At 65.3% G+C, this 22136-nt stretch carries 20 protein-coding genes and 1 pseudogene; 16 read left to right on the top strand and 5 right to left on the bottom strand.

What is annotated here, in order from left to right; translation table 11 throughout:
* Positions 1 to 52 precede the first annotated feature (52 nt).
* The 7 genes from JQ507_06780 to serA all read left to right on the top strand — a co-directional run bounded on the left by JQ507_06780 (position 53) and on the right by serA (position 7417).
* Positions 53 to 508 (top strand): RbsD/FucU family protein, encoded by a 456-nt coding sequence (locus tag JQ507_06780; protein ID QRI73221.1) that lies wholly within the window; start codon positions 53 to 55, stop codon positions 506 to 508.
* Positions 509 to 512: 4 nt separating this feature from the next.
* On the top strand, positions 513 to 1436 hold the full coding sequence (locus tag JQ507_06785) for a ribokinase (GenBank protein QRI71200.1): 924 nt from the start codon (positions 513 to 515) through the stop codon (positions 1434 to 1436).
* A 7-nt stretch (positions 1437 to 1443) separates the two neighbouring features.
* Positions 1444 to 2319: a sugar ABC transporter permease gene (locus JQ507_06790; protein ID QRI71201.1), complete on the top strand. Its 876-nt coding sequence runs from the start codon at positions 1444 to 1446 to the stop codon at positions 2317 to 2319.
* Positions 2316 to 3353: a carbohydrate ABC transporter permease gene (locus tag JQ507_06795; GenBank protein QRI71202.1), complete on the top strand. Its 1038-nt coding sequence runs from the start codon at positions 2316 to 2318 to the stop codon at positions 3351 to 3353. Before JQ507_06790 ends, JQ507_06795 begins: the two co-directional genes overlap by 4 nt.
* Positions 3354 to 3381: 28 nt before the next feature.
* Positions 3382 to 4842 carry an extracellular solute-binding protein gene (locus tag JQ507_06800; protein ID QRI71203.1) on the top strand — a complete coding sequence of 487 codons (1461 nt, stop codon included), beginning with the start codon at positions 3382 to 3384 and terminating at the stop codon, positions 4840 to 4842.
* An 84-nt stretch (positions 4843 to 4926) separates the two neighbouring features.
* Positions 4927 to 6018 carry a sn-glycerol-3-phosphate ABC transporter ATP-binding protein UgpC gene (ugpC, locus tag JQ507_06805; GenBank protein ID QRI71204.1) on the top strand — a complete coding sequence of 364 codons (1092 nt, stop codon included), beginning with the start codon at positions 4927 to 4929 and terminating at the stop codon, positions 6016 to 6018.
* A gap of 145 nt (positions 6019 to 6163) precedes the next feature.
* Entirely contained in the window at positions 6164 to 7417 is a 1254-nt protein-coding gene (serA, locus tag JQ507_06810) for a phosphoglycerate dehydrogenase (GenBank protein QRI71205.1), read from the top strand.
* A 9-nt stretch (positions 7418 to 7426) separates the two neighbouring features.
* Here serA and JQ507_06815 read toward each other — a convergent pair whose 3' ends face one another.
* Entirely contained in the window at positions 7427 to 8866 is a 1440-nt protein-coding gene (locus JQ507_06815; protein ID QRI71206.1) for a DUF2083 domain-containing protein, read from the bottom strand.
* A 147-nt stretch (positions 8867 to 9013) separates the two neighbouring features.
* Between JQ507_06815 and JQ507_06820 the strand changes: the two genes are divergently transcribed.
* Together JQ507_06820 and JQ507_06825 are read left to right on the top strand one after the other, a co-directional pair.
* Positions 9014 to 10651 carry an isocitrate lyase gene (locus tag JQ507_06820; protein QRI71207.1) on the top strand — a complete coding sequence of 546 codons (1638 nt, stop codon included), beginning with the start codon at positions 9014 to 9016 and terminating at the stop codon, positions 10649 to 10651.
* Positions 10652 to 10862: 211 nt separating this feature from the next.
* Positions 10863 to 11183, top strand: a pseudogene (locus JQ507_06825) (DUF4269 domain-containing protein).
* Positions 11184 to 11191: 8 nt separating this feature from the next.
* Here the strand turns inward: JQ507_06825 and JQ507_06830 are convergent.
* The 4 genes from JQ507_06830 to JQ507_06845 form a co-directional block, all read right to left on the bottom strand.
* Positions 11192 to 12424, bottom strand: coding sequence for a PepSY domain-containing protein (locus JQ507_06830; GenBank protein ID QRI71208.1), 1233 nt, complete (start codon positions 12422 to 12424; stop codon positions 11192 to 11194).
* Entirely contained in the window at positions 12417 to 13442 is a 1026-nt protein-coding gene (locus tag JQ507_06835) for an extracellular solute-binding protein (protein QRI71209.1), read from the bottom strand. The genes JQ507_06830 and JQ507_06835 overlap by 8 nt, the downstream gene beginning before the upstream one ends.
* 1 nt (position 13443) lies before the next feature.
* Positions 13444 to 15777, bottom strand: a complete 2334-nt coding sequence (locus JQ507_06840) for a TonB-dependent siderophore receptor (GenBank protein ID QRI73222.1) — start codon at positions 15775 to 15777, stop codon at positions 13444 to 13446.
* A 210-nt stretch (positions 15778 to 15987) separates the two neighbouring features.
* Complete coding sequence (locus JQ507_06845) at positions 15988 to 16221, bottom strand: hypothetical protein (protein ID QRI71210.1); 234 nt, start codon at positions 16219 to 16221, stop codon at positions 15988 to 15990.
* A 69-nt stretch (positions 16222 to 16290) separates the two neighbouring features.
* On the opposite strand from JQ507_06845, the gene JQ507_06850 reads away from it, so the two are divergent.
* The 7 genes from JQ507_06850 (at position 16291) to JQ507_06880 (ending at position 22135) form a co-directional block, all read left to right on the top strand.
* Entirely contained in the window at positions 16291 to 16551 is a 261-nt protein-coding gene (locus tag JQ507_06850) for a hypothetical protein (protein QRI71211.1), read from the top strand.
* A 141-nt stretch (positions 16552 to 16692) separates the two neighbouring features.
* A complete protein-coding gene (locus tag JQ507_06855; protein QRI71212.1) occupies positions 16693 to 17952 on the top strand; it encodes a Rieske 2Fe-2S domain-containing protein in 1260 nt (419 codons plus the stop codon).
* A complete protein-coding gene (locus tag JQ507_06860) occupies positions 17952 to 18449 on the top strand; it encodes a nuclear transport factor 2 family protein (protein QRI71213.1) in 498 nt (165 codons plus the stop codon). The genes JQ507_06855 and JQ507_06860 overlap by 1 nt, the downstream gene beginning before the upstream one ends.
* 13 nt (positions 18450 to 18462) lie before the next feature.
* Positions 18463 to 19257 (top strand): enoyl-CoA hydratase/isomerase family protein, encoded by a 795-nt coding sequence (locus JQ507_06865; protein ID QRI71214.1) that lies wholly within the window; start codon positions 18463 to 18465, stop codon positions 19255 to 19257.
* A gap of 1 nt (position 19258) precedes the next feature.
* On the top strand, positions 19259 to 20008 hold the full coding sequence (locus JQ507_06870) for an SDR family oxidoreductase (GenBank protein QRI71215.1): 750 nt from the start codon (positions 19259 to 19261) through the stop codon (positions 20006 to 20008).
* Between the two features lies 1 nt (position 20009).
* Positions 20010 to 20945: an alpha/beta hydrolase gene (locus JQ507_06875; protein QRI71216.1), complete on the top strand. Its 936-nt coding sequence runs from the start codon at positions 20010 to 20012 to the stop codon at positions 20943 to 20945.
* Entirely contained in the window at positions 20942 to 22135 is a 1194-nt protein-coding gene (locus tag JQ507_06880; protein QRI71217.1) for an acyl-CoA dehydrogenase family protein, read from the top strand. The genes JQ507_06875 and JQ507_06880 overlap by 4 nt, the downstream gene beginning before the upstream one ends.
* Position 22136: the final 1 nt, after the last annotated feature.

Genomic DNA, 22136 nt, shown 5'->3' on the forward strand with positions numbered 1-22136 from the left:
GGGTCCGGGCCGCCAGAGCCCGGCGATGCCGAAGACGAGGGAGGGACGCAACATGCTCAAGGGCATCAATCCACTGCTCAATGCCGACGTGCTCTATGCCCTGCGGGCGATGGGGCACGGCGATCGCCTGGTGGTGTGCGACACCAATTTTCCGGCCGACTCGATTGCCCGGCAGAGCGCGCTTGGCGAACTGCTCCGCATCGACAATGTGGGCGCCGCCAAGGCGGTCGAAGCCGTGCTCTCGGTGATGCCGCTCGATACCTTCGTCGACGATGCCGCGATCCGCATGGAGATTGTCGGCCAGCCGCAGGAGGTGCCTCCCGTGCAGCACGAGGTGCAGGCCGCGATCGATCGCGCCGAGGGACGGTCCTGGCCGTTGGTCGGCGTCGAGCGCCATGCGTTCTACGAGAAGGCCAAGACGGCTTATTGCGTGATCGCGACCGGCGAGCGGCGATTCTACGGCTGCTTCCTGTTCAGCAAGGGCGTGATCGCGCCGGACGGGGAGTGATCACATGAGCAAGCGTGGCGTCGCCGTCCTCGGCGTCTTTGTCGTCGACCTCGCATTCCGCGCCGGCAATATGCCGGCGATCGGCGAGACGATCGCCGGCTCGGGATTCGCCATGGGGCCCGGCGGCAAGGGATCCAACCAGGCTGTCGCGGCCGCGCGGGCCGGTGCTAGCGTGAGCTTCATCTCCCGGATCGGCAGCGACGCCTTCGGCGAGCTTGCGGTCAAGACCTGGGAGGCCGAGGGAATCCGGCCGCGGGTGGCGAGGACAGCGGACGCGCCGACCGGTGCTGCGTTCATCTACGTCCACGAGACGCGCGGCGACAACGCCATCATCGTGGTGCCGGGTGCGGCGGGCGGCATCAGCCCGGCCGATGTCGATGCCGTGGCGGACGCCATTCGTGACGCCAGCGTGTTCGTGACACAACTCGAGCAACCGGTCGATGCGGCATTCAGGGGGCTCGAGATCGCGCGCGCCGCCGGCAGCATCACGGTGTTCAATCCGGCGCCCGCGATCAAGTTCGACGATAGCCTGTTTGCGCTCTGCGATTACGTCGTGCCCAACGAGACCGAAGCGGAAGGGTTGACCGGCATCGCGGTCAGCGATCTCGCCGGTGCCCGCCGCGCCGGCGATGCCTTGCTGGCGAAGGGCGCAGGCACCGCGTTGATCACGCTCGGCGAGCGTGGCGCGCTGTTCCATGCGCGGGATCGCTCGCTGCACGTGCCGCCGTTTGCGGCCGGCAAGGTGGTCGAGACCACCGGCGCGGGCGATGCCTTCGTCGGCGGCTTCGCTGCGGCGCTCGCGGATGGCGTCGATCCGCTCGAGGCTGCGCGGTTCGGTTCGGCCACCGCCGGAATTTCCGTCACGCGCCCAGGGACAGCGCCCGCCATGCCGCGGCGTGCCGAGATCGACGCGCTGCTGAAGGGATGATCGCGCGATGATGCGGAACGATCCGATCAAGCATGTCTTCATCTGGCCGGCGGTGCTCGTCGTGCTGGCGATCTCGATCTTTCCGCTGATCTATTCGCTCACCACGAGCTTTCTCAGCTATCGCCTGATTCCGCCGATCCCGCCGCGCGTGGTCTGGCTCGGTAATTATGCCACGCTGTTGCAGGAGCCGCGGTTCTGGAGCGCGCTGTTCACCACGACGCTGATCGCCTTCATTGCGGTCGGCCTGCAATATGCGATCGGATTCGGCGTCGCGCTGGCGCTGAACGCGCGGGTGCCGGGCGAGCGGCTGTTTCGCGTCGCCCTGCTGCTGCCGATGCTGCTGGCGCCGGTCGCGGTCGCGCTGGTGGCGCGCATGATGTTCAACCCGACCATGGGACCGCTCAACCAGTTCCTGTCGAAGTTCGGTCTGGTCAATCTGCCCTTCCTCACCAATGGACATTGGGCACTCGCCTGCATCATCGCTGTCGAAGTCTGGCAGTGGACCCCGTTCGTCATCCTGATGATGCTGGCCGGCCTGCAAACGCTTCCCGAAGACGTCTATGAGGCCGCCGAGCTCGAGAACGCCAGCGCCTGGCAGCAGTTCTGGGGGATCACGTTTCCGATGATGCTGCCGATCTCGGCCGCGGTCGTCTTCATCCGCCTGATCGAGAGCTACAAGATCATGGACACGGTGTTCGTGATGACCGGCGGCGGGCCGGGCGTCGACACCGAGACGCTGACCTTGTTCGCCTACCAGGAAGGCTTCAAGAAGTTCAATCTCGGCTACACGTCGGCACTGAGCTTCCTGTTCCTGATCGCGATCACGATCATCGGCGTCACCTATCTGGCGCTGCTGCGGCCGCATCTGGAGAAGCGCCGATGAGCGGACAGGGCTTGACCGGACTGTCGCAATGGAGCCGCCGGCTGGTCGCGGTCGGCGTTCTCGCCTGGTGCCTGATCACGGTGTTTCCGCTCTATTGGGTGGTGGTGACCGCGTTCAAGACGCCGCCGGGCGTCGTCGGCGGGCCGACTTACATTCCGTTCGTCGACTTCACGCCGACCTTGCAGCCCTTCATCGATCTCTATCAGGGAATTCGCGGCGAGTTCTTCCGCACCTTCTTGAACTCGACCATCGTGGGCCTGTCGGCGGCGGCGATCGCCACGGCGATCGGTGCGATGGCGGCCTATGCGCTGGTGCGGTTCGAGTTCAGAGTCCGGTTCGGCGCGGGCCTCGTGTTTTTCCTGCTCGCGCTCGGCCTCTACCTGCTGTTCAACGCAACGCTCGGATTGACCCGCCCGCAGGCACTCCTGCTCGCCTTTCCGATCGCGTTGATCGCAGCCGTCGTCGCCAATCGCCTGCCGCTGCCCGGACCGATCCTCGGCAATGAAGACATCCTGTTCTGGTTCGTGAGCCAGCGCATGTTCCCGCCGATCGTCACGGCGTTCGCGCTGTATCTGCTCTACAGCGAGATCGGCCGGCTCGGCTTCCAGCTGATCGACAGCTATGTCGGCCTGACGCTTTGCTACGTCGCCTTCTCGCTGCCGATCGTGGTCTGGCTGATGCGCGACTTCTTCGAGGCGATCCCGATCGAGGTCGAGGAAGCCGCGATGGTCGACAACGTGCCGAGCTGGCGCATCTTCATCGGCATCGTGGTGCCGATGTCGATGAACGGGCTGCTGGCGACGTTCATGATCACGCTGGCCTTCGTCTGGAACGAGTTTCTGTTCGCGCTGTTCCTGACCAATTCCAGATGGCAGACGCTGCCCATCCTGGTGGCGGGACAGAACAGCCAGCGCGGCGACGAATGGTGGGCGATCTCGGCTGCGGCGCTGGTCGCGATCGTTCCCATGATGATCATGGCGGGCCTGCTCAGCCGGATGATGCGGTCGGGCCTGCTGCTCGGGGCCATCAAATAACAGAAAACTTTGTAGGGAGGACTAAACGATGTTGCGACGGACGTTCCTGATGTTGACCACTTCGCTCGCGATGGCCTGCGCCGCAGGCCATGCGAATGCTGCCTGCAGTCCGGATTACACCGGCGTCACCCTGACGGTGGCGTCGCAGACCGGACCCTATATCGCCTCCGCGCTCAAGCTCGGCGCCGACGAATGGGCCAAGAAGACCTGCGGCAAGGTCAATGTCGTCGAGTTTCCCTGGTCCGAGCTCTATCCGAAGATCGCGACGTCGCTGACGGCGTCGGACGCGACGTTCGATCTCGTCAGCTTCGCGCCGGCCTGGCTGCCGGACTTCGTGCCTTATCTGAGCGAGATGCCGAAGGAGATGCAGTCCGGCAAGGACTGGGACGACATCGAACCGGCCTATCGCGAACGCCTGATGGTGTGGGAAGGCAAGATCTATTCGCAATCGATGGACGGCGACGTCCACACCTATACCTACCGCATCGATCTGTTCAGCGATCCCAAGGAGAAGGATGCTTTCAAGGCCAAGTACGGCTACGACCTCGCGCCGCCGAAGACCTGGAAGCAGTATCTCGACATCGCGGAGTTCTTCCAGCGGCCGGACAAGGGGCTGTGGGGAACCGCGGAAGCCTTCCGTCGCGGCGGTCAGCAGTTCTGGTTCTTCTTCAGCCACGCGGCGGCTTACACGAACAATCCGAACTATCCGGGCGCGATGTTCTTCGACCCCGAGACGATGGACGCGCAGATCAACAATCCGGGCTGGGTGAAGGGCCTCGAGGAATACATCAAGGCATCGAAGCTCGGGCCGCCCAATGCGCTGAACTTCTCGTTCGGCGAAGTCAACGCGGCGGTCGCCGGCGGCCAGGTCGCGGAATCGATCGGCTGGGGTGACACCGGCGTCATCGCCGCCGACCCGAAGCAGTCGAAGATCTCGGGCAAGGTCGGCTCGGCGATGCTGCCCGGTTCGGACGAGATCTGGAACGCCAAGACCAAGAAGTGGGACAAGTTCCCGGGCGTGCTTCCAGCCCCGTTCATGGCGTTCGGCGGCTGGCAGATCGCGGTGCCGAAGGCCGGCAAGAACCAGCAGGCGGCGTGGGACTTCGTCAAGACCCTGACCAGCCCCGACGTGTCGGGCCAGGCGGCGATCACCGGCGGCAGCGGCGTCAATCCCTATCGCAAATCGCACACCGCCAATCTGCAACTGTGGAGCAAGATCTTCTCGCCGGAAGAGGCCAAGGAATATCTCGGCGCACAATCGGACTCCATCAATGCCAAGAACGTCGCGCTCGACATGCGTCTGCCCGGCTATTTCTCCTACACCGAGGTGGTGGAGATCGAGCTCGGCAAGGCGCTGGCCGGCCAGACCACGCCGCAGGCAGCGCTCGACGCGATGGCGAAGGAGTGGAACAGGCTGACCGACGAGTTCGGCCGGGCCAAGCAGCTCGCCGCCTATCGCGCGGCGATGGGCCTGCCGCCGAAAAACTAGCTTTCAACCGAGACATCCCGGATGATGCGCGCGCGTCATCCGGGATTTTGACGAGCCGTCGACGAAGGGACGGAAAAGGATTCCATGGCGCACGTCGAGATCGAAAACGTCAGCAAGGCATACGGGCCCTACAAGATCATCGAAGGGCTCGACCTCACCGTGGCCGACGAGGAGTTTGTCGTGCTGGTCGGCCCGTCCGGCTGCGGCAAGACCACCACGCTGCGCATGATCGCGGGGCTGGAGGCCGTCACCGGCGGAACCATCCGCATCGGCAACCGCGACGTGACCCAGTTGCGCCCCGGCTTGCGCAATTGCGCGATGGTGTTCCAGAATTACGCGCTCTATCCGCACATGACGGTCGCCGAGAACATCGGCTACGGCATGAAGGTGCGGGGCGAGCAGCGCGCCAGCATCGAGAAGGCCGTGGGTGACGTGGCGCGGGTCCTCGGCCTCGAGCAATATCTGCAGCGGAGGCCGAAGCAGCTTTCCGGCGGCCAGCGCCAGCGCGTGGCGATCGGACGGGCCATCGTGCGCAGCCCGGACGTCTTCCTGTTCGATGAGCCGCTGTCCAATCTCGACGCCAAGCTGCGCATCGAGATGCGGACCGAGATCAAGGCGCTGCATCGCCGCCTCGCCAAGACGATCGTCTATGTCACGCACGACCAGGTCGAAGCCATGACGATGGCCGACCGCGTCGTGGTGATGAACAAGGGCCGGATCGAACAGGCGGCCGATCCGATCACGATCTACGAGAAGCCGAGCAACCTCTTCGTCGCGGGCTTCATGGGCGCGCCCAGCATGAATTTCATCCAGGGCGAGCTCGCGGCTCGTGACGGCGCGCTCATGTTCACCGAGCCGTCCGGCACCGCGTTGAAGGTGCCGAGGTCACGTGAGGCGGCCTATGCGGGCAGCGTCGGCAAGCCCGTGGTACTTGGCGTGCGGCCCGATCATGTGTTGCGGCAGGGTGCGCCGGCGGGCTCTTCCGTCCGTTTGCTGGTCAAAGACGTCGAGCCGCTCGGGCCGCACACGCTGGTGATCGGAACCGTGGGCGCATTCGCGTTCACGGCGCAAATGCCGGTCGGCGTCGCCGCCGAGCCGGATCATGTCATTGACGTCGCGCTCGATCTCGAGCGAACGCATCTGTTCGACAAGGCATCGGGGATGGCCATCTCCTGATTTTGCTGCTGGGCCGGACCAGGCGTTCGAACGCCCCTGGGAGCCGCAAGGGGGCCTCTGACGCGATTGTTTTCTATGTTATCAAGTGATCCGTCGAAGCTGCGCTCGTGCAGGACCTGCCCGAGCCTTACGAACCCGGATCCCGATGATGCTGTCGCTTCCCAAGACCAAGATACGCGTGCTGCTGCTGGAGGGCGTGAATGACTCCGCGGCCCGGATGTTCGAGGCGAACGGCTATACCGAACTGCAACGGCTGCCCAAGGCGCTGGGACCCAAAGAGCTCCGGCAAGCGCTGTCAGGCATCCATATGCTGGGGATTCGGTCGCGGACGCAATTGACCGCGGAAATCCTGGAGGCCGCCGACCGGCTGCTGGTCGTCGGCTGCTTCTCGGTTGGCACCAACCAGGTCGACCTCGACGCCGCGCGAAAACTCGGAATCCCCGTCTTCAACGCGCCATATTCCAACACCCGCAGCGTCGCCGAGCTGACCATTGCCGAGATCGTGATGCTGTTCCGCCGGATCTTTCCGCGGTCAGTCTCGGCACATGCCGGCGGCTGGGACAAGTCCGCCGAAGGCAGCCGCGAGGTGCGCGGCAAGACGCTCGGCATCGTCGGCTACGGCAATATCGGCTCGCAGCTGTCGAACCTCGCCGAAGCGATGGGCATGCGCGTGATCTATTTTGATCACACCGACAAGCTGCGTCACGGCAATACCGAGCCGGTCGACACGCTCGACGAACTGCTCGCGGCCAGTGACGTGGTCTCGCTGCACGTGCCGGAAACGCCGGCGACCGCCAATATGATCGGCGCGGCCCAGCTCCGGTTGATGAAGCCCGAGGCCTATCTGATCAACAATTCGCGCGGCACCGTGGTCGATCTCGATGCGCTGGCGAGCGCCCTGCGCGAGAACCGCCTGGCGGGTGCCGCAGTCGACGTGTTTCCGGTCGAGCCGGTGTCGAACGAGGCGCGCTTCGTCTCGCCGCTGCAGGGCCTCTCCAACGTCATCCTGACGCCGCATGTCGGCGGTTCGACGGAAGAAGCTCAGGATCGCATCGGCGGCGAAGTCGCCCGCAAGCTGATCGATTATTCCGATGTCGGGTCGACCTTCGGCGCGGTCAATTTTCCGCAGGTGCAATTGCCGGCGCGGCCGACCGGCACCCGCTTCATCCATGTTCATCGCAACGTTCCCGGCGTCATGCGCCAAGTCAACGATGCGCTCTCCCGGCACGGCATCAACATCCTGGCGCAGTATCTGCAGACCGATCCGGAAGTCGGCTATGTCGTGCTCGAGACCGACGTGGTCGGCGGCGAGGGCGAGGCACTGCTGGCCGATTTGAGAGCCATCGACGGCACCATCCGCGCGCGGGTGCTGTACGACCAGAACCGGCCGCAGGGGTGATCGACTGCGTCAGTCGGCAGAGAAGCCGAACGGGACGCTCGAGGTCCTGAAATCATCGGGAAGAATCTCGCGTCCGATCGGCGGCGCGGATCGCGCCGCGCATCGCGGACGATGGCAGACGCGGCATGCGACGCCGATCGGCGTCGGCTCGTCCGCGTTCGGCCCCTGTCCGTCGCGCGTGTAGATCAGCTGGCCCGCGTGCTCGGCGGCGCAACCGATCGCGATCGCCCGCTCGACGCGGATGGCGCCGAATGCGCCGCCGCCGGCGGTCACGGTGCGGGCGATCGAGAAGAACCGCTGTCCGTCCGGCAGTTCCAGCCATTGCGTCACGATCTGGCGTGGCGTCTTGAAGATGCCGTGGACCGACCACAGCGGACACGCGCCGCCGTGCTTCGCAAACGGAAATCCCGCGCCGTCGAGCAGCTTGGAGATGTTGCCCGCCGGATCGACGCGGATCAGGAAGAACGGGACCTTTTCCAGGCCCGGCCGCTGCAAGGTCGTGACGCGATGCGCCGTCTGCTCGAAGCTGGTGCCGAATTGACGCGCCAGTGCCTCGAGGTCGTAGCGACGGGCTTCGACCGCTTTCGCGAACACGGAGTAGGGCATGATGAGCGCGGCTGCCGCGTAGGCGCCGAGCGCGCGGCGGGCCAGCAATTCGGCGCTCTTGCTGGTGAACTTGCCGTCCTCGACCGCCGCGCCGATCTCGTCTTCCAGCTCGAGATAGGCGAGCTGCTTGGCCAATTGAAAGTTGAGACCCGCGGTATCGAGCGAGTCCTCGAGCAGCAATTGTCTGCGATGCATGTCCAGTCGCCTGACCGAACCGAGCATGACGTTGGGCGGCAGATAGCGGACTTGAAGCTTGTGACGCTCGCGCAGCCGCTCGATAAATCCGGCCGGCCCGGCAGGCTCGTGGACGAGGCGCTCGGCTGCGTCGTCGAGGTTGGCGAAATTGTTGCGGCGCGCGGCGAGGAACCGCCTGACCTCCGCGACGGGATCGTTGGCGTCGAAATTTTGCTGCCCAGGAAAGGATCCGCCGCCAGCCAGGTCCGGAGCGCTGCGCTCCGCCAGCGCCAGCTGTTCCTCGCGATAGGCGGTGTAGAGGCGAAGGAACGCTTCGGTCATGCCGGGATAGCTGACCGCGAGGTCGCTGACCTCGAGCGCGGGGATGTCGATGTCGGCGAACATCGGTTCCTTCAGGATCGACTGCATCCGCGCGGTGTGATCGGCGCCGCCGTCGCCGGCGAGATCGGCCAGATCGATCTTGTAGGTGCGGGCGAGGCGAAGCAGCATGTCGGCCGTCACCGGCCGCTGATTGCGTTCCAGCAGCGCGACATAGGGGGCGGAGATTTCCAGGTCGGCCGCCATGTCGGCCTGGGTCAACCCGAGATCGCGCCGCAGCCGGCGCAGCCGGGGGCCCATGAAAACGGAACGGGCGCTTGAGGTTGCCATCGCCTAATCCAGGTGAAGTGTAAGATTCTTACAATAATACAACGGTTTCTTGTAAGTTATGACAAGTTTTCCGCGCCAAGTCTAGCTCCCGGCGAGACTGGGCTTACAAAAGAGCCCAGTTATTTCGTCACCGAAGGGATCACGGACATGAACTTCCAACCGCGCGGGATCAGCGACCGGGCCATCCAGGGACCGGCTTCCTATCAGAGCGAGCTCGAGGCTGCTGAAGCGCTGCTCAAGACCAAGGACACCTGGAACGGCGTCACCGCCGAAGCCGTGGCGCGCATGCGCCTGCAGAACCGCTTCAAGACCGGTCTGGACGTCGCCCGTTACACGGCTGCGCTGATGCGCGCCGACATGGCGGCCTATGATGCCGACAGCACCAAGTACACCCAGTCGCTCGGCTGCTGGCACGGCTTCATCGCGCAGCAGAAGCTGATCTCGGTCAAGAAGCACTTCGGCAACACCGATCGCCGCTATCTCTATCTCTCGGGCTGGATGATCGCCGCGCTGCGCTCCGAGTTCGGCCCGCTGCCCGACCAGTCGATGCACGAGAAGACCTCGGTGCCGGCCCTGATCGAAGAGCTCTACACCTTCCTGCGTCAGGCGGATTCCCGCGAGCTCAACGACATCTTCCGCGCGCTCGATGCGGCGCGCAAGGAAGGCGACAAGGCCAAGGAAAAGGCGTTGATCGAGAAGATCGACAACTTCCAGACCCACGTCGTGCCTGTCATCGCCGACATCGACGCCGGCTTCGGCAATGCCGAGGCGACCTATCTGCTCGCCAAGAAGATGATCGAGGCGGGCGCCTGCGCCCTGCAGATCGAGAACCAGGTTTCGGACGAGAAGCAGTGCGGCCACCAGGACGGCAAGGTCACCGTGCCGCATGAGGTGTTCATCGCCAAGATTCGCGCCTGCCGCCATGCGTTCCTCGAGCTCGGCGTCGAAGACGGCATCATCGTGACCCGCACCGACTCGCTCGGCGCCGGCCTGACCCAGCAGATCGCGGTCAGCCACAAGCCGGGCGACATCGGCGACCAGTACAACAGCTTCCTCGATTGCGAGGAAGTGACGGCTGCCAATGCGCGCAACGGCGACGTCATCATCAACCAGAACGGCAAGATGATGCGTCCGAAGCGGCTGCCCAGCAACCTCTACCAGTTCCGTCCCGGCACCGGTGCGGATCGCTGCGTGCTCGACTGCATCACCTCGCTGCAGAACGGCGCTGACCTCTTGTGGATCGAGACCGAGAAGCCGCATATCGAGCAGATCGCCTCGATGGTCGATCGCATCCGCAAGGTCATCCCGAACGCGAAGCTCGCCTACAACAACTCGCCGTCGTTCAACTGGACCCTCAACTTCCGTTGGCAGGTCTACGACGCGATGAAGGAAGCGGGTCAGGACGTCAGCAAGTATAACCGCGCCGAGCTGATGAAGGCCGAGTACGACGACACCCCGCTGGCGAAGGAAGCCGACGAGCGTATCCGCACCTTCCAGGCGGATTCGGCCAAGCGCGCCGGCATCTTCCACCACCTGATCACGCTGCCGACCTATCACACGGCTGCGCTGTCGACCGACAATCTCGCACGCGAGTATTTCGGCGAGCAGGGCATGCTGGGTTACGTCAAGAACGTGCAGCGCGCGGAGATCCGTCAGGGCATCGCCTGCGTCAAGCACCAGAACATGGCGGGCTCCGATATCGGCGACGATCACAAGGAGTACTTCGCCGGTGAGGCTGCCCTGAAGGCGGGCGGCGCCCACAACACGATGAACCAGTTCGGCTAACGGCTCGAACGGATCATTCGAATATCGGCCGGGCAGGCGGGATTGCGATGCAGTCCCGCCTGTTCTCCAAGTTGGCGGGGCGGTCTCGATCACGGTGATGCGAGATCGCCCCGCATTGCTTGCAAAGCCGACTCCCTCAGGCCTCAGCCCTTTCGAGATTCCCGCATTCCGCACGAGCGTGGTACGTTGCGATCCCGGGGGCATGTCGCGCTACCGATGGACCTCGGGAACGCGGCCGGTGATTGCCCGCTTTGTATGGGACGGTTGGCCGTTCGAACTGTTCGGCGATCACCGCCCTGTGGATCAGCAGCGCGGCTGGATCCATTTCGAGGTCGAGCGGCGACTGCTCGCGCTTGATGGCGGGACGTTGCGCCGAGCCGTTGGCAAGCTAAGGGCAGATGGCCTCAAGACCGAGCCTGCATTCGCCGCCGTGCTCGGCATATCGGGCGATCCCTATCGAGGCTTGCTCCAACTCGCGGCGGAAACGGACGCCGAGTTGCGCGCCCGGCTTGCGGTGCGCGGCCTCGGCTGATCGCGAGGTCATTCGCCCGGAACGAGATGGCCGACCGGCTGGCGTACGAGGCGCCGGTGCCTGCGGCGGGACAGATAGAGCAGCAGGCCGGTCACGGCGAATAGCGGCATCATGGCGGCGGCGAGCATGAAGGCGAGCTTGCCGGGCCATCCGAGGATGGCGCCGCGGTGGATGTCGAGCACGCCGGCGAGGACGCGCTCGCCCAAGGTCTTGTCCGCGTAGCGATCCGACGAGATGACGTGACCGGTGACGGCATCGATGCGGAACTCGTCGCGCACGCTCTCGAGCGATGAACTTCGCGACCATGACCGCACGCGCACGGCGGCGCCCGCACCCGCCGGCAGGGTCAGGAGCGCCCTTCCGTAATCGTTGTTCTCTTGCTGCAGGAACGTGGTCCAGACACGATCGAAGCCGAGCGGCTTCGTCTCGGCGGTCTTTGTATCGGTCTTGTTTGTCTCAGCCTTGGCGTCTGCTTTGCCCTCGGACGCCGCCGCGCCGCGCGGCGGCTTGGGTTGCATCGCCGCGGCCATGGCCTGCGGCCGCGCCAGCAGCCAGTTGGCGCCGGCCTTGTACCACTCGAATGAATACCACAGGCCGGTCAGCGTCATCACCAGATAGACCGGCAGCACCCAGGTGCCGATCACGGCGTGCAGCGAACGATGCAGGCCGCGCCCGCGCAGTGCCAGATTTGGCTTCAGCCACATCTTGACGCTGCGCGCGCGATGCGGCCAGCGCAGCACGAGGCCTGATATCAGCATCACGATCAGGCAGATCGCGGCTGTGCCGGTGATCTTGCGGCCGATGCCGTTGCCGTCGCCCGGCAGCAGCAGCCAGCGATGCAGCTTGCGGACGGTCGCGAAGAAGTCCTCGCCGCGCGGCGAGCCGAGCACGTGTCCGTCATAGGGATCGACATAGACCGAGGACGGCCGCGTGCCGCCTTCGCTGCGGGCAAAGCGGATATGCGCCGCCGCCGCCGGATCGCTGGCCATCGCTACTGCGGAGACCCCGCCGAAATCACCCACCTTCTGAAGCTGCGCGACCAGCTCGTCCGGCGTGAGCCGCCGGGCCGCGCTGGCCTCGACGCGCATCAGATGGCTGTTCAGGCTGGCCTCGATCTCGTCCTCGAAGCTCATCGTCGCGCCCGTGAGGCCGACCACAGCCCAGAGCAGTGCCAGCGCAAGACCCGCGATGGAATGGATCTGCAACAGCACGGCCTTGATCGGGCGTCGAGCATCACTCATCGAAGCCGGCCTTTCGGATCAGGGCGATTGCGGCTGCCTGATGCGCGGCGATCCTCTCGACAGGCAACGCATCGATGGGGAACGATCCGATCTCATCGACGACCGGAGGCCGCTTTGCGGTCGCCAGCACCGGATATTCCAGTTCGGCGGCTGCAAAGATCGTCTGGGCTTCCGGCGTGACGAGGAATTCGAGGAACGCGCGCGCGGCGGCCGGGTGCGGTGCGTGCCGCGCCATCGCAGCTCCAGTCAGATTGACGTGACTGCCGCCGCCTCTGAACACCGCCGGTACCGCCTTCACGGCGTCCGCCCAGGCGCGCCAGTCATTGCCTTCGCGGCCGTCGCGGAGTTGCGCGAGCGCGACCGTGTTGCCGATTCCGATGTCGCAACGCCCTTCCGCGATCTCGCGCACCACGTCGTTGTCCTTGCCGGCAGGCTTGCTCGCGAGATTACCCTTCAGGCCGGCGAGCCAGCCCTCCGTCGCGTCAGTCCCGTGATGCGCGAGATAAGCCGCGATCAGCGCGACGTTGTTCTGGTGGAGCGCCGGCCGCATGCACAATCTGCTGCGCCATTTGGGATCGGCGAGCTCTTCATAGCTGATCGCGGCGAGGGGATTGTCCTTGCGTGCGAACACCACTCGCGGACGGACGGCGAGCGCGATCCACTGGTCGTCGCCGCCGCGCAGGTTCGCGGGCACCGCCTGATCCAGCGCCGGCGATGCAAGCGGTTGCGTCAGTCCGCGCGCGGCAAGCTGCGTCGTCTTGTCGAGACCGATGGTGAGGAGGACATCGGCGGGTGAGCGCTCGCCTTCGGACATCAGCCGCTTGACCAGACTGTCTTCGATGAAGACGGTCTTGACGGTGGTGCCGGTCGCGGCTGTGAAGGCCGCGACCGCGGGCTCAACCAGATTGGCTTCGCGGGTCGAGTAAAGTGTGAGTTCCTCGGCGTGCGCCGTGGCGCAGGCGAAAGCGATCGCGGCCAAGGGGGCCAGCAGTCTGATCGCTGTCCGCGCGGTGGCCATGCTAGAATTTCACCGTTGCCGACAGCGAGACGCGGCGCGCATCGCCCATCGCGACCGACAGAATGTTGTTGGCGGAGGGATAGTAGACAGTGTCGAACAGGTTCTTGACGTTCAACTGGTAGATCACCGGGAACGTCTGGACCTTGGTCTCGTAGGTCGCAAACACGTCCGCGACCGTGTAGGACGGCAGCACGAAGCTGTTCGTCGCGTCGCCGGGGCGGTCACCGACATAGCGCGCGCCGCCGCCGAGACGCAGCCGGCCGGGCAGGGTGGTGCCGAAATCATAGACCAGATAGAGCGATGCGGTGTTGAGCGCGACGTTCTGCAGGGCATTACCGACGAGCGTCGGATCCTCGGTGACGCGTGCGTCGGTATAGCCATAGCTGCCGATCACGCTCCAATTGTCGGTCAGCCTGCCGGTGACGTCGAGTTCGACGCCGCGCGAGCGAACCCTGCCGGCGGTGCGGTATTCAACGATGCCGGTCGTGGGATTGAGCTGCGAAACCAGCACGTTCTTCTTGTCGATGTCGTAGAGCGCAAGCGTGCCGGAGATCCGCTTGTTGAAGTCGAACCTGACGCCGGTCTCCCACTGGGTGCCCTCCTCGGGCGCGATGTTGGAGCCGATCACGACGCCGCCGGTGAGCGGCGCGATCGTCGAGGTCGGCTTCAGCGACTGCGTATAGCTCGCATAGAGCGAAACCTGGTCGGTGAGCTTGAGGATGGCGCCGCCGAGCGGCAGCACCTTGTCGGCCGAGACGTTGGTGTTGGTGATGAACGGCCGGCCCCTGCCGGCAATCTGGTCGTAATCCATGTAGCGCACGCCGCCGACCAACGCGAAGCGCTCGGTCAGGTGCAGCGTGTCCTGGAAGAACAGCGACCACTGGCCGAGCTTGTCGGTCTGGGCGCTGTCGCTGGCCGATATTGTGCTGCCGGGAACGACCAGCCCATACACCGGATTGTAGAAGTTGAAATTCGGTGTCGCCTGCCGGATCAGATTGTCGCGATAGATCGTGCGGTATTCGCCGTCACCGCCGAACAGCACCTCGTTGCGGAATCCGCCGAGCCAGACATTGCCCTGCAGATAGGACGTGCCGTAGCTGGCATTGCTGAGCGAACCCTGGGTGCCGTCATTGCTGCGGGTCTCGACGCCGGTCCTGGCGTTGACACCGGTGATGCGGAGCTGGTTGGCGCTGAAAGTCTCGGTGTTGTAGCTGTAGGCCGCGAACAGCTTCCAGTCCTGGTTCAGGCGGTGCTCGACCGAGGCCTGCATCAGGTCGGAGGTGCCCCACATGTTGTTGAAGGGCTCGTCGAGCCGGCGCGTCGCCGGGAGCGCCAGCGGCGTCTTCGTCACGGAATCGAACGCGGTGCCGCGGTCGAACGGCGTGATGAATTCGCGATGCTCATAGTTGAGCTGGACGGTGGTGTTCTCGCCGTACCAGGCCAATGACGGTGCGACCAGCATTTCGCGATGGCGCCCGAAATTGCGCCAATAGTCTTCGCTGACGCCATAACCGATGAAGCGATAGGCGAGGCCGCCATTGCCGATCGGGCCGGTGATATCGACCGTGCCGTCGGCGCCGCTCTTGTTGCCGGCGTAGGTCGAGCCGAGCAGGGTCATCGAGCCATGCTGATAGAGTTCGGGGCGCTTGCTGATCGTGTTGACGATGCCGCCGGGATCCATGATGCCGTAGAGCAGCGAGGCCGGCCCCTTCAGCACTTCGACGCTCTCGACCGCGGCATTGAGGCTGCGGCCCTGCACCAGCGGCATGCCGTTGCGCATGATCGAGCCGTCGCGATTGTCGCCGAAGCCGCGGCGCATCACGGCATCCAGCGTGCCGGCCAGCGTGTTGCCCTGGGTGACGCCGCTGACATTGGCCAGCGCGTCATCGAGATTGCGCGGCAGCTGATCCCTGAGCACCTGCTCGGGCACGACGTTGACCGTCTGCGCGGTGTCGAGCGGTGAGGCACCGCTGCGCAGCGTGGTCGAGCTCGGCATCGCGCGGTAGCCGAGCTTGGCTTCGTTCAGCGCGGCGGCTGCTGCGGCTGCGCGCTCGGACGCTGTCGGTGGCGTCGGCTGGGCGTTCCGGCTGCGCTGCCGTGCCGCGGCGGTCGTCTGGGCCGGCTGTGCCGATCGCGCCGAATTGGCTGCAGGCTTGCGCTTCTGTGTCGGCTGCTCGACCGTGACCGGCGGCAATGCGACGCTCGATTGGGCGTTTGCCGGCGTCACCGAGGAGGCGGCGTCGGCGAGCAGGAATGCTGCGCCGATCAGCAGATGGGTGCGGCTCCTGTCGGCGGCATTTCGACGGTCGCCGACAACCCGGCCATCAGCATTCACAGACACGCTTGGACTTCCGATTCACGCGAACTCATTCACGACGCGCCTCTAGCAGTCGGCGCGCGCGAAAAGAACCGGAGCAGACTTGAATCTCTCTAACTGGATTGGATTTGAAGCGTTCTAAGACGCAACGAGGCCGCGCACATAGGCAAGCCTCGCACCTCATGACGTGGTTGCTGCGTCGCGCGTCAAATCGTCGCGCGATGCGCCTCACGACATCGTCAGGCTTACCGGAGCTTTGCCGACCATGCCCGTGCTCACGCCATCGCGCGCCATCGATTCGATCTCGCCCCAGTTCTCGCGAAAGATACGCGCCGCCTCGTTGGCATTTTCCGCATGGATCGTCAGACTGCACGCGCGTCTCGCGCCGTTGCTGGCAAGCTGGAAGTAAAGAACATATCCGGACGATTCCGCGCTCCGTGCGTCCAACGGTGCCTGCTGCATGTAGGTTTTCCCCATCAGTGTTTTGTTGCGCCACCCGCAGGCAGGATTTGACAGGGATGCGGCACGGTCGTGATTCAGAACGCGCAATCTGAAGGCTTGCGCGTTTTGTTTGGCGGTGTTGCCGGGATTCAACAGGCGATGGAACCGGCGGTGCGCGGCAACTGCAACTCAGCGGCGATCGCGGCGCGGCCTCAACTGTCGTGGCGTGGCTTCGCGTCGTCGTCGCCGCGCACCGCTAGGATTCCCCGGATCGAAGTCGTGAGCGCCGTTCCGTCGTGGTCGTCGGCGCCGGTGATCGAGTGTCCGCGCGAGCGTGACAGCGGGCCATGACGCCGCCGACCGCCGGGTATTTGGCAGCGTCTGGGATGCGTGGCGTTCGTAAAGCCGCTTGCCCGCCCGTGGGGCCCGTGCTATTCATTTACCGAACGGTCGTTCGGATTATTATTGGCGGCCGGCGAGGGAGACGGAGCGATGAACATGATGACCGGCGTCTCGCCATGGGAGCGGCTGATCCGGCCCGACCGGGTGCACGGATCGCTCTACACCGACCCCGAGATCTTCGAGGCCGAGCTCAAGCAGATCTGGTACCGGACCTGGGTCTATGTCGGCCATGAGAGCGAGGTGCCGAACGCCAACGACTACGTGGTCAAGTCGATCGGCCCGCAATCCGTCATCATGACGCGCGACGAGCAGGGCAAGGTCAATCTGCTGCTCAATCGCTGCTCGCATCGCGGCAACCAGGTCTGTTCCTTCGAGCGCGGCAATGCGCGCTCGTTCACCTGTCCGTTCCATTCCTGGACCTTCGCCAATGACGGCCGGCTGGTCGGCTATGCCTTCCCCGACGGCTACGAGGGGCAGGACAAGTCGCAGCTCGCGCTCGGGCGGGTGACGCGGGTCGAATCCTATCGTGGGTTCGTGTTCGGCTCGTTCGCGGCCGATGGGCCGACCCTCAAGGAACATCTCGGCGGCGCCGCCGAGACCATCGATCGCCTGGTGCGCACCTCGCCGGAAGGCGAGGTCGAGATCACGGCGGGCTTCCTCAAGCACCGCGTCAAGGCGAACTGGAAGTTCATCCTGGAGAATGAGTGCGACGGCTACCACCCGGCTTTCGTGCACACCTCGATCTTCGGCGTCGCCGACAGCATGATCGGCAAGCTCTATGGCGGCGCCTCGACCGCGCTGACCCGCGATTACGGCAACGGCCATACCGAGATCGATCTGCGCCCGGAGTTCCGCAAGCGCGATGCGCCGATGAGCTGGTTCGGCACCAGCGAGGAGCGGTTGCCCGACTATTCGGCGCGGATGAAGACGGCCTATGGCGACACCGCGGCGCGCGAGATCATGATCGACGGCACGCCGCATGTGATGATCTTCCCGAACCTGTTCATCGCCGAGATCCAGATGTTCGTGATCCAGCCGCTCGGCGTCGACGACAGCGTGCAGCACGTCACCGCGCTGCAATTCAAGGGCGCGCCCGACCTGAACCGGCGGCTGCGCCAGCAGACCATGGGCTCGGTCGGTCCGGCCGGCTTCCTGCTTGCGGACGATTCCGAAATGTACGAACGCTGCCACCGCGGCGTGCTGGCGCGCAATCCGGAGTGGATATTCCTTGGTCGCGGCGAGAAGCGTCAGCGGCAGGACGAACTCGGCTTCATCGTCGGCCACGTCACCGACGAGGTGCCGTCGCGCGGCATCTGGACCCATTATCGCAAGCTGATGGAGCCGGCCTGATGCTGTCGCGCGAAAGCAGCGCCACCTTGATGAGCGCCATCACCGCCTTCCTCTATCGCGAGGCGCGGCTGCAGGACGAGCATCAATACGAGGCCTGGGAGAAGCTCTGGACCGACGATGGCGTCTACTGGGTTCCGGCCAACGGCGCCGACATCGACCCGGAGCGGCAGATGTCGATCATCTACGACAATCGCTCGCGGATCGCGCTGCGGGTCCGGCAGCTGATGACCGGCAAGCATTTCACCCAGACGCCGCAGTCGAATTTGCGCCGGTTGATCTCCAATATCGAATTGATGGACGAGCAGCCTGACAACGGCGACTTCGCGGTCGCCAGCAACAGCCTGATTTTTGAATCCAGCCTGCGCGACGACACGCTGTGGGCGGCGCGCAACGAATACCGGCTGCGCCATGTCGATGGTGAATTGCGAATGGCCCACAAGAAGGTCGTTCTCGTCAACAACGACAAGGCGATCTACACGCTGTCATTCCTGGTTTAGGGAAGGTCTCGCCATGATCGACAAGGGCCCCGTCCTGCTCGACATCACCGACGGCATCGCGCGGCTGCGGCTCAACCGGCCTGATGCCGCCAACGGCATGAGCGCCGAGCTTTTGAGCGCACTGTGCGACGCCATCATGGTGTGCCACGGCCATTCGGACCTGCGCGTGGTGCTGCTGAGCGGTGAGGGCACCAATTTCTGCGCCGGCGGCGATGTCCGCGCCTTTGCCTCCAAGGGCGAGAAGCTGCCGGACTATATCCGCCAGGCAACCGCCTATCTGCAGAACGCGGTGACCGGATTGCTGCGTCTCGAGGCGCCGGTGATCGCATCGGTGCAGGGCTTTGCGGCGGGCGGCGGCGGCTTCGGCCTGGTCTGCGCCTCCGACATCGTGATTGCGGCAGAGTCCGCCAAATTCCTTGCGGGTGCGACGCGGGTGGCGATGGCGCCGGATGCCGGCGTCTCCGTCACGCTGTCGCGGCTGGTCGGTTTGCGGCGGGCGATGTCGATCCTGCTGACCAATCCGGTGATCCCGGCAGCCGAAGCGTTGCAGATGGGCATCGTCACCAAGGTCGTGCCCGATGCCGAACTCGCCGATGCATCGCTGGCGCTGGTGCGCGAGCTTGCTGCCGGTGCGCCGAAGGCGCTGGCGGCGACCAAGCGGCTGGTCTGGGCCGGCACCGGCACCAGCATCGAGCAGTGCCTGTCGGAAGAGGCGCGCACCGTTGCCGAGCTCTCGGGCATGGCCGATGCTCGCGAAGGGCTCGCCGCCGTTATCGAGCGGCGCAAACCAGTGTTCACGGGGCGCTGAGGTGGCGACCTTGCCATTCGGACGCCTCGACGGCCGCCGTGCCTTCGTTTCCGGCGGGGCGCGCGGCATTGGAGCTGCGATCGTTCGCAGCTTTGCCGCCGCGGGCGCCAGAGTCGTAATCGCCGATCTCGACGTGGCTGCGGCGTCCGAACTCGCGCGCGAAACCGGTGCCGGCGTCGCGGGGCTCGATGTCAGCGATACCACGGCGGTGCATGCCATGATGACGCAGGACGGCCCGTTCCACATCGTCGTCAACAATGCCGGCATCGATCAGCATGCCTTCTTCACCGACACGTCCGCGGACGATTGGGCCCGTCTGATCGCGGTCAACCTCACCTCGGTCCTGGCCTGCACCCATGCCGCGCTGCCGGCGATGCAGGCGGCGCGCTTCGGCCGCATCATCAACGTCACCTCGGAGGCGGCGCGGCTCGGCTCCAAGGGCGGCGCGGTCTATTCCGCAGCCAAAGGTGGCGTGATCTCCTTCACCCGGAGCATCGCGCGGGAGAATGCGCGGTTTCGCATCACTGCGAATGCGATCGCGCCGGGGCCGATCCGCACGCCGATGCTGGAGCAGGCCGTGGCAAAAGGCGGCGACAAGATCCTGCAGGCGATGACCGGCGCGACGCTGCTCGGCCGCCTCGGCGAGCCGGAGGAGGTTGCGGCCGCCGCGCTGTTCCTGGCTTCCGACCAGGCGGCCTACATCACCGGCGAAACGCTCGGCGTGTCCGGTGGCATGGGTATCGGCGGCTGAGATGGCGAGCGCGAGCGACGATATCGCAATCGATCCGGTCGAACGTGCGATCGAGCGCCTGCGCGTGATCTATCGGAGCTGGACCCGCGAAACGACTGTGGCGCAGATGCGCAGCGATTGGGATGCCGCCTTTGCCGGCTGCTCGGTTCCGGTGACGTGCCAGCCGGTCTCGGCTGGTGGTGTCCGTGGCGAATGGATTGTGCCGGCCAACGCGCCGCGCGACAAGGCGATCCTTTATTGTCACGGCGGCGGCTTCCGCATCGGCTCGGTCGCCTCGCATCGCGACCTGATCGCGCGGATTGCCGATGCATCCGGCTGCCGTGTGCTCGCGATCAACTATCGCCTCGCGCCGGAGCATCGCTTCCCTGCCGCGCTGGATGACGCGCTGATCGCCTATCGATATCTGCGTGATCAGGGATTGCGTCCCGCGGATGTCGCCTTCGCGGGCGACTCGGCCGGCGGCAATCTCGTGCTCGCGGCGATGCTGGCGGCGCGCGAGCGCGGCTGGCCTCTTCCCGCCGCCAGCGCTTTGATGTCGCCCTGGACCGATCTCGCCGCGACGGGCGCGAGCTATGAGACCAGGGCCGAGGCCGATCCGATCCACCAACGCGCGATGATCCTGGCGCTGGCGAAGAATTATCTCGGCAAGGATGGCGACGCCCGCGATCCGCTCGCCTCACCGCTCTACGCCGATCTGACGGGTCTGCCGCCGCTGCTGGTTCAGGTGGGCGACCGAGAGACCGTGCGCGACGATGCGACGGAGCTCGCCGTGCGCGCCAAGGCAGCCGGCGTCGACGTCGAGCTGCAGGTCTGGGACGGCATGATCCATGTGTTCCAGCTCTTTCCGGAGATTCCGCAGGCGCGAGAGGCGATTGCATCGCTGGCAAAATTCCTGCGCAGCCATCTTCACATCGGCCAAGAGAGGGCGCCACAATGAACGTCATGACCTCGGACCCGCGCCAGCTCGCTGAGACCGAATTCCATTTCCCGGAGCCGCCCAATCTGCCCGAGGAGCTGCGCATGCTGCGCGAGCAGGTCCGCCGCTTCGTCGAGAAGGAAGTGGTACCGCATGCCGAGGCGTGGGAGCGCGACGGCAAGATTCCGCGCGAGATCTATCGCCGCATGGGCGCGCTCGGCTTCCTCGGCATGCGCCATGCGGCCGAGTATGGCGGCACCGACATGGGGCCGCTGGCCTCGATGGTGTTCGCCGAGGAGCTCGGACGCTCGAGCTTCGGCGGCTTCACCTCGTCGATCCTCGTGCACACCGACATGTCGGCGGTGCATATCTCCCTGCGCGGCACGCCGGAGCAGAAGCAGAACTACCTGCCCGCGATCATCCGCGGCGAGACGGTCTGTTCGATCGCGGTGACCGAGCCCGACGCGGGCTCGGATGTCGCCGGCCTCAAGACGCGCGCGCGGCGCGACGGCGATCATTGGGTGATCAACGGCGCCAAGATGTTCATCACCAACGCGGTCTATGGCGACATCCTGATCGTCGCCGCGCGCACCGACCCGCACGCCAAGGGCAGTCGCGGCATTTCGCTGTTCATCGTGGAGCGCGACACGCCGGGCATCACGGCGACCAAGCTCGACAAGCATGGCTGGCTTTGCTCGGACACCGCCGAGCTCGGCTTCCAGGACGTCCGCGTGCCGGCGGGGAATCTGCTCGGCGAGGAGAACAAGGGTTTCTACGGCATCATGGAGACGTTCCAGAACGAGCGCATCTGCATCGGCGGCATCTGCGCCGGCGAGTCGGCCAAGGCGATCGAGCTGACGACCAATTATGTGAAGACGCGGCAGGCATTCGGCGGCCCGCTGTGGAACCAGCAGGGTGTGCGGATGAAGCTCGCCCAGCTCGCCGCGAAGGCGGCCGCTGCGCGGGCGCTGGCCTATCAGGCCGCCGAACTCGCGGCGGCCGGGAAGGAATGTCTGCGCGAAGTGTCGATGGTGAAGGCGCTGTCGCCCGAGGTGCTGCACGAGGTCGTGCACGGTTGCCTGCAACTGCATGGCGGCTCAGGCTTCATGCGCGGCACCGCGATCGAGCGCATGGTGCGCGACGCCCGCGTGCTGACGATCGGCGGCGGCGCCACCGAGGTGATGCTGGAGGAAGTCGCCAAGCGGATGTGAG

This window comes from Bradyrhizobium sp. PSBB068 (genome assembly GCA_016839165.1).
Lineage (GTDB): Bacteria > Pseudomonadota > Alphaproteobacteria > Rhizobiales > Xanthobacteraceae > Bradyrhizobium.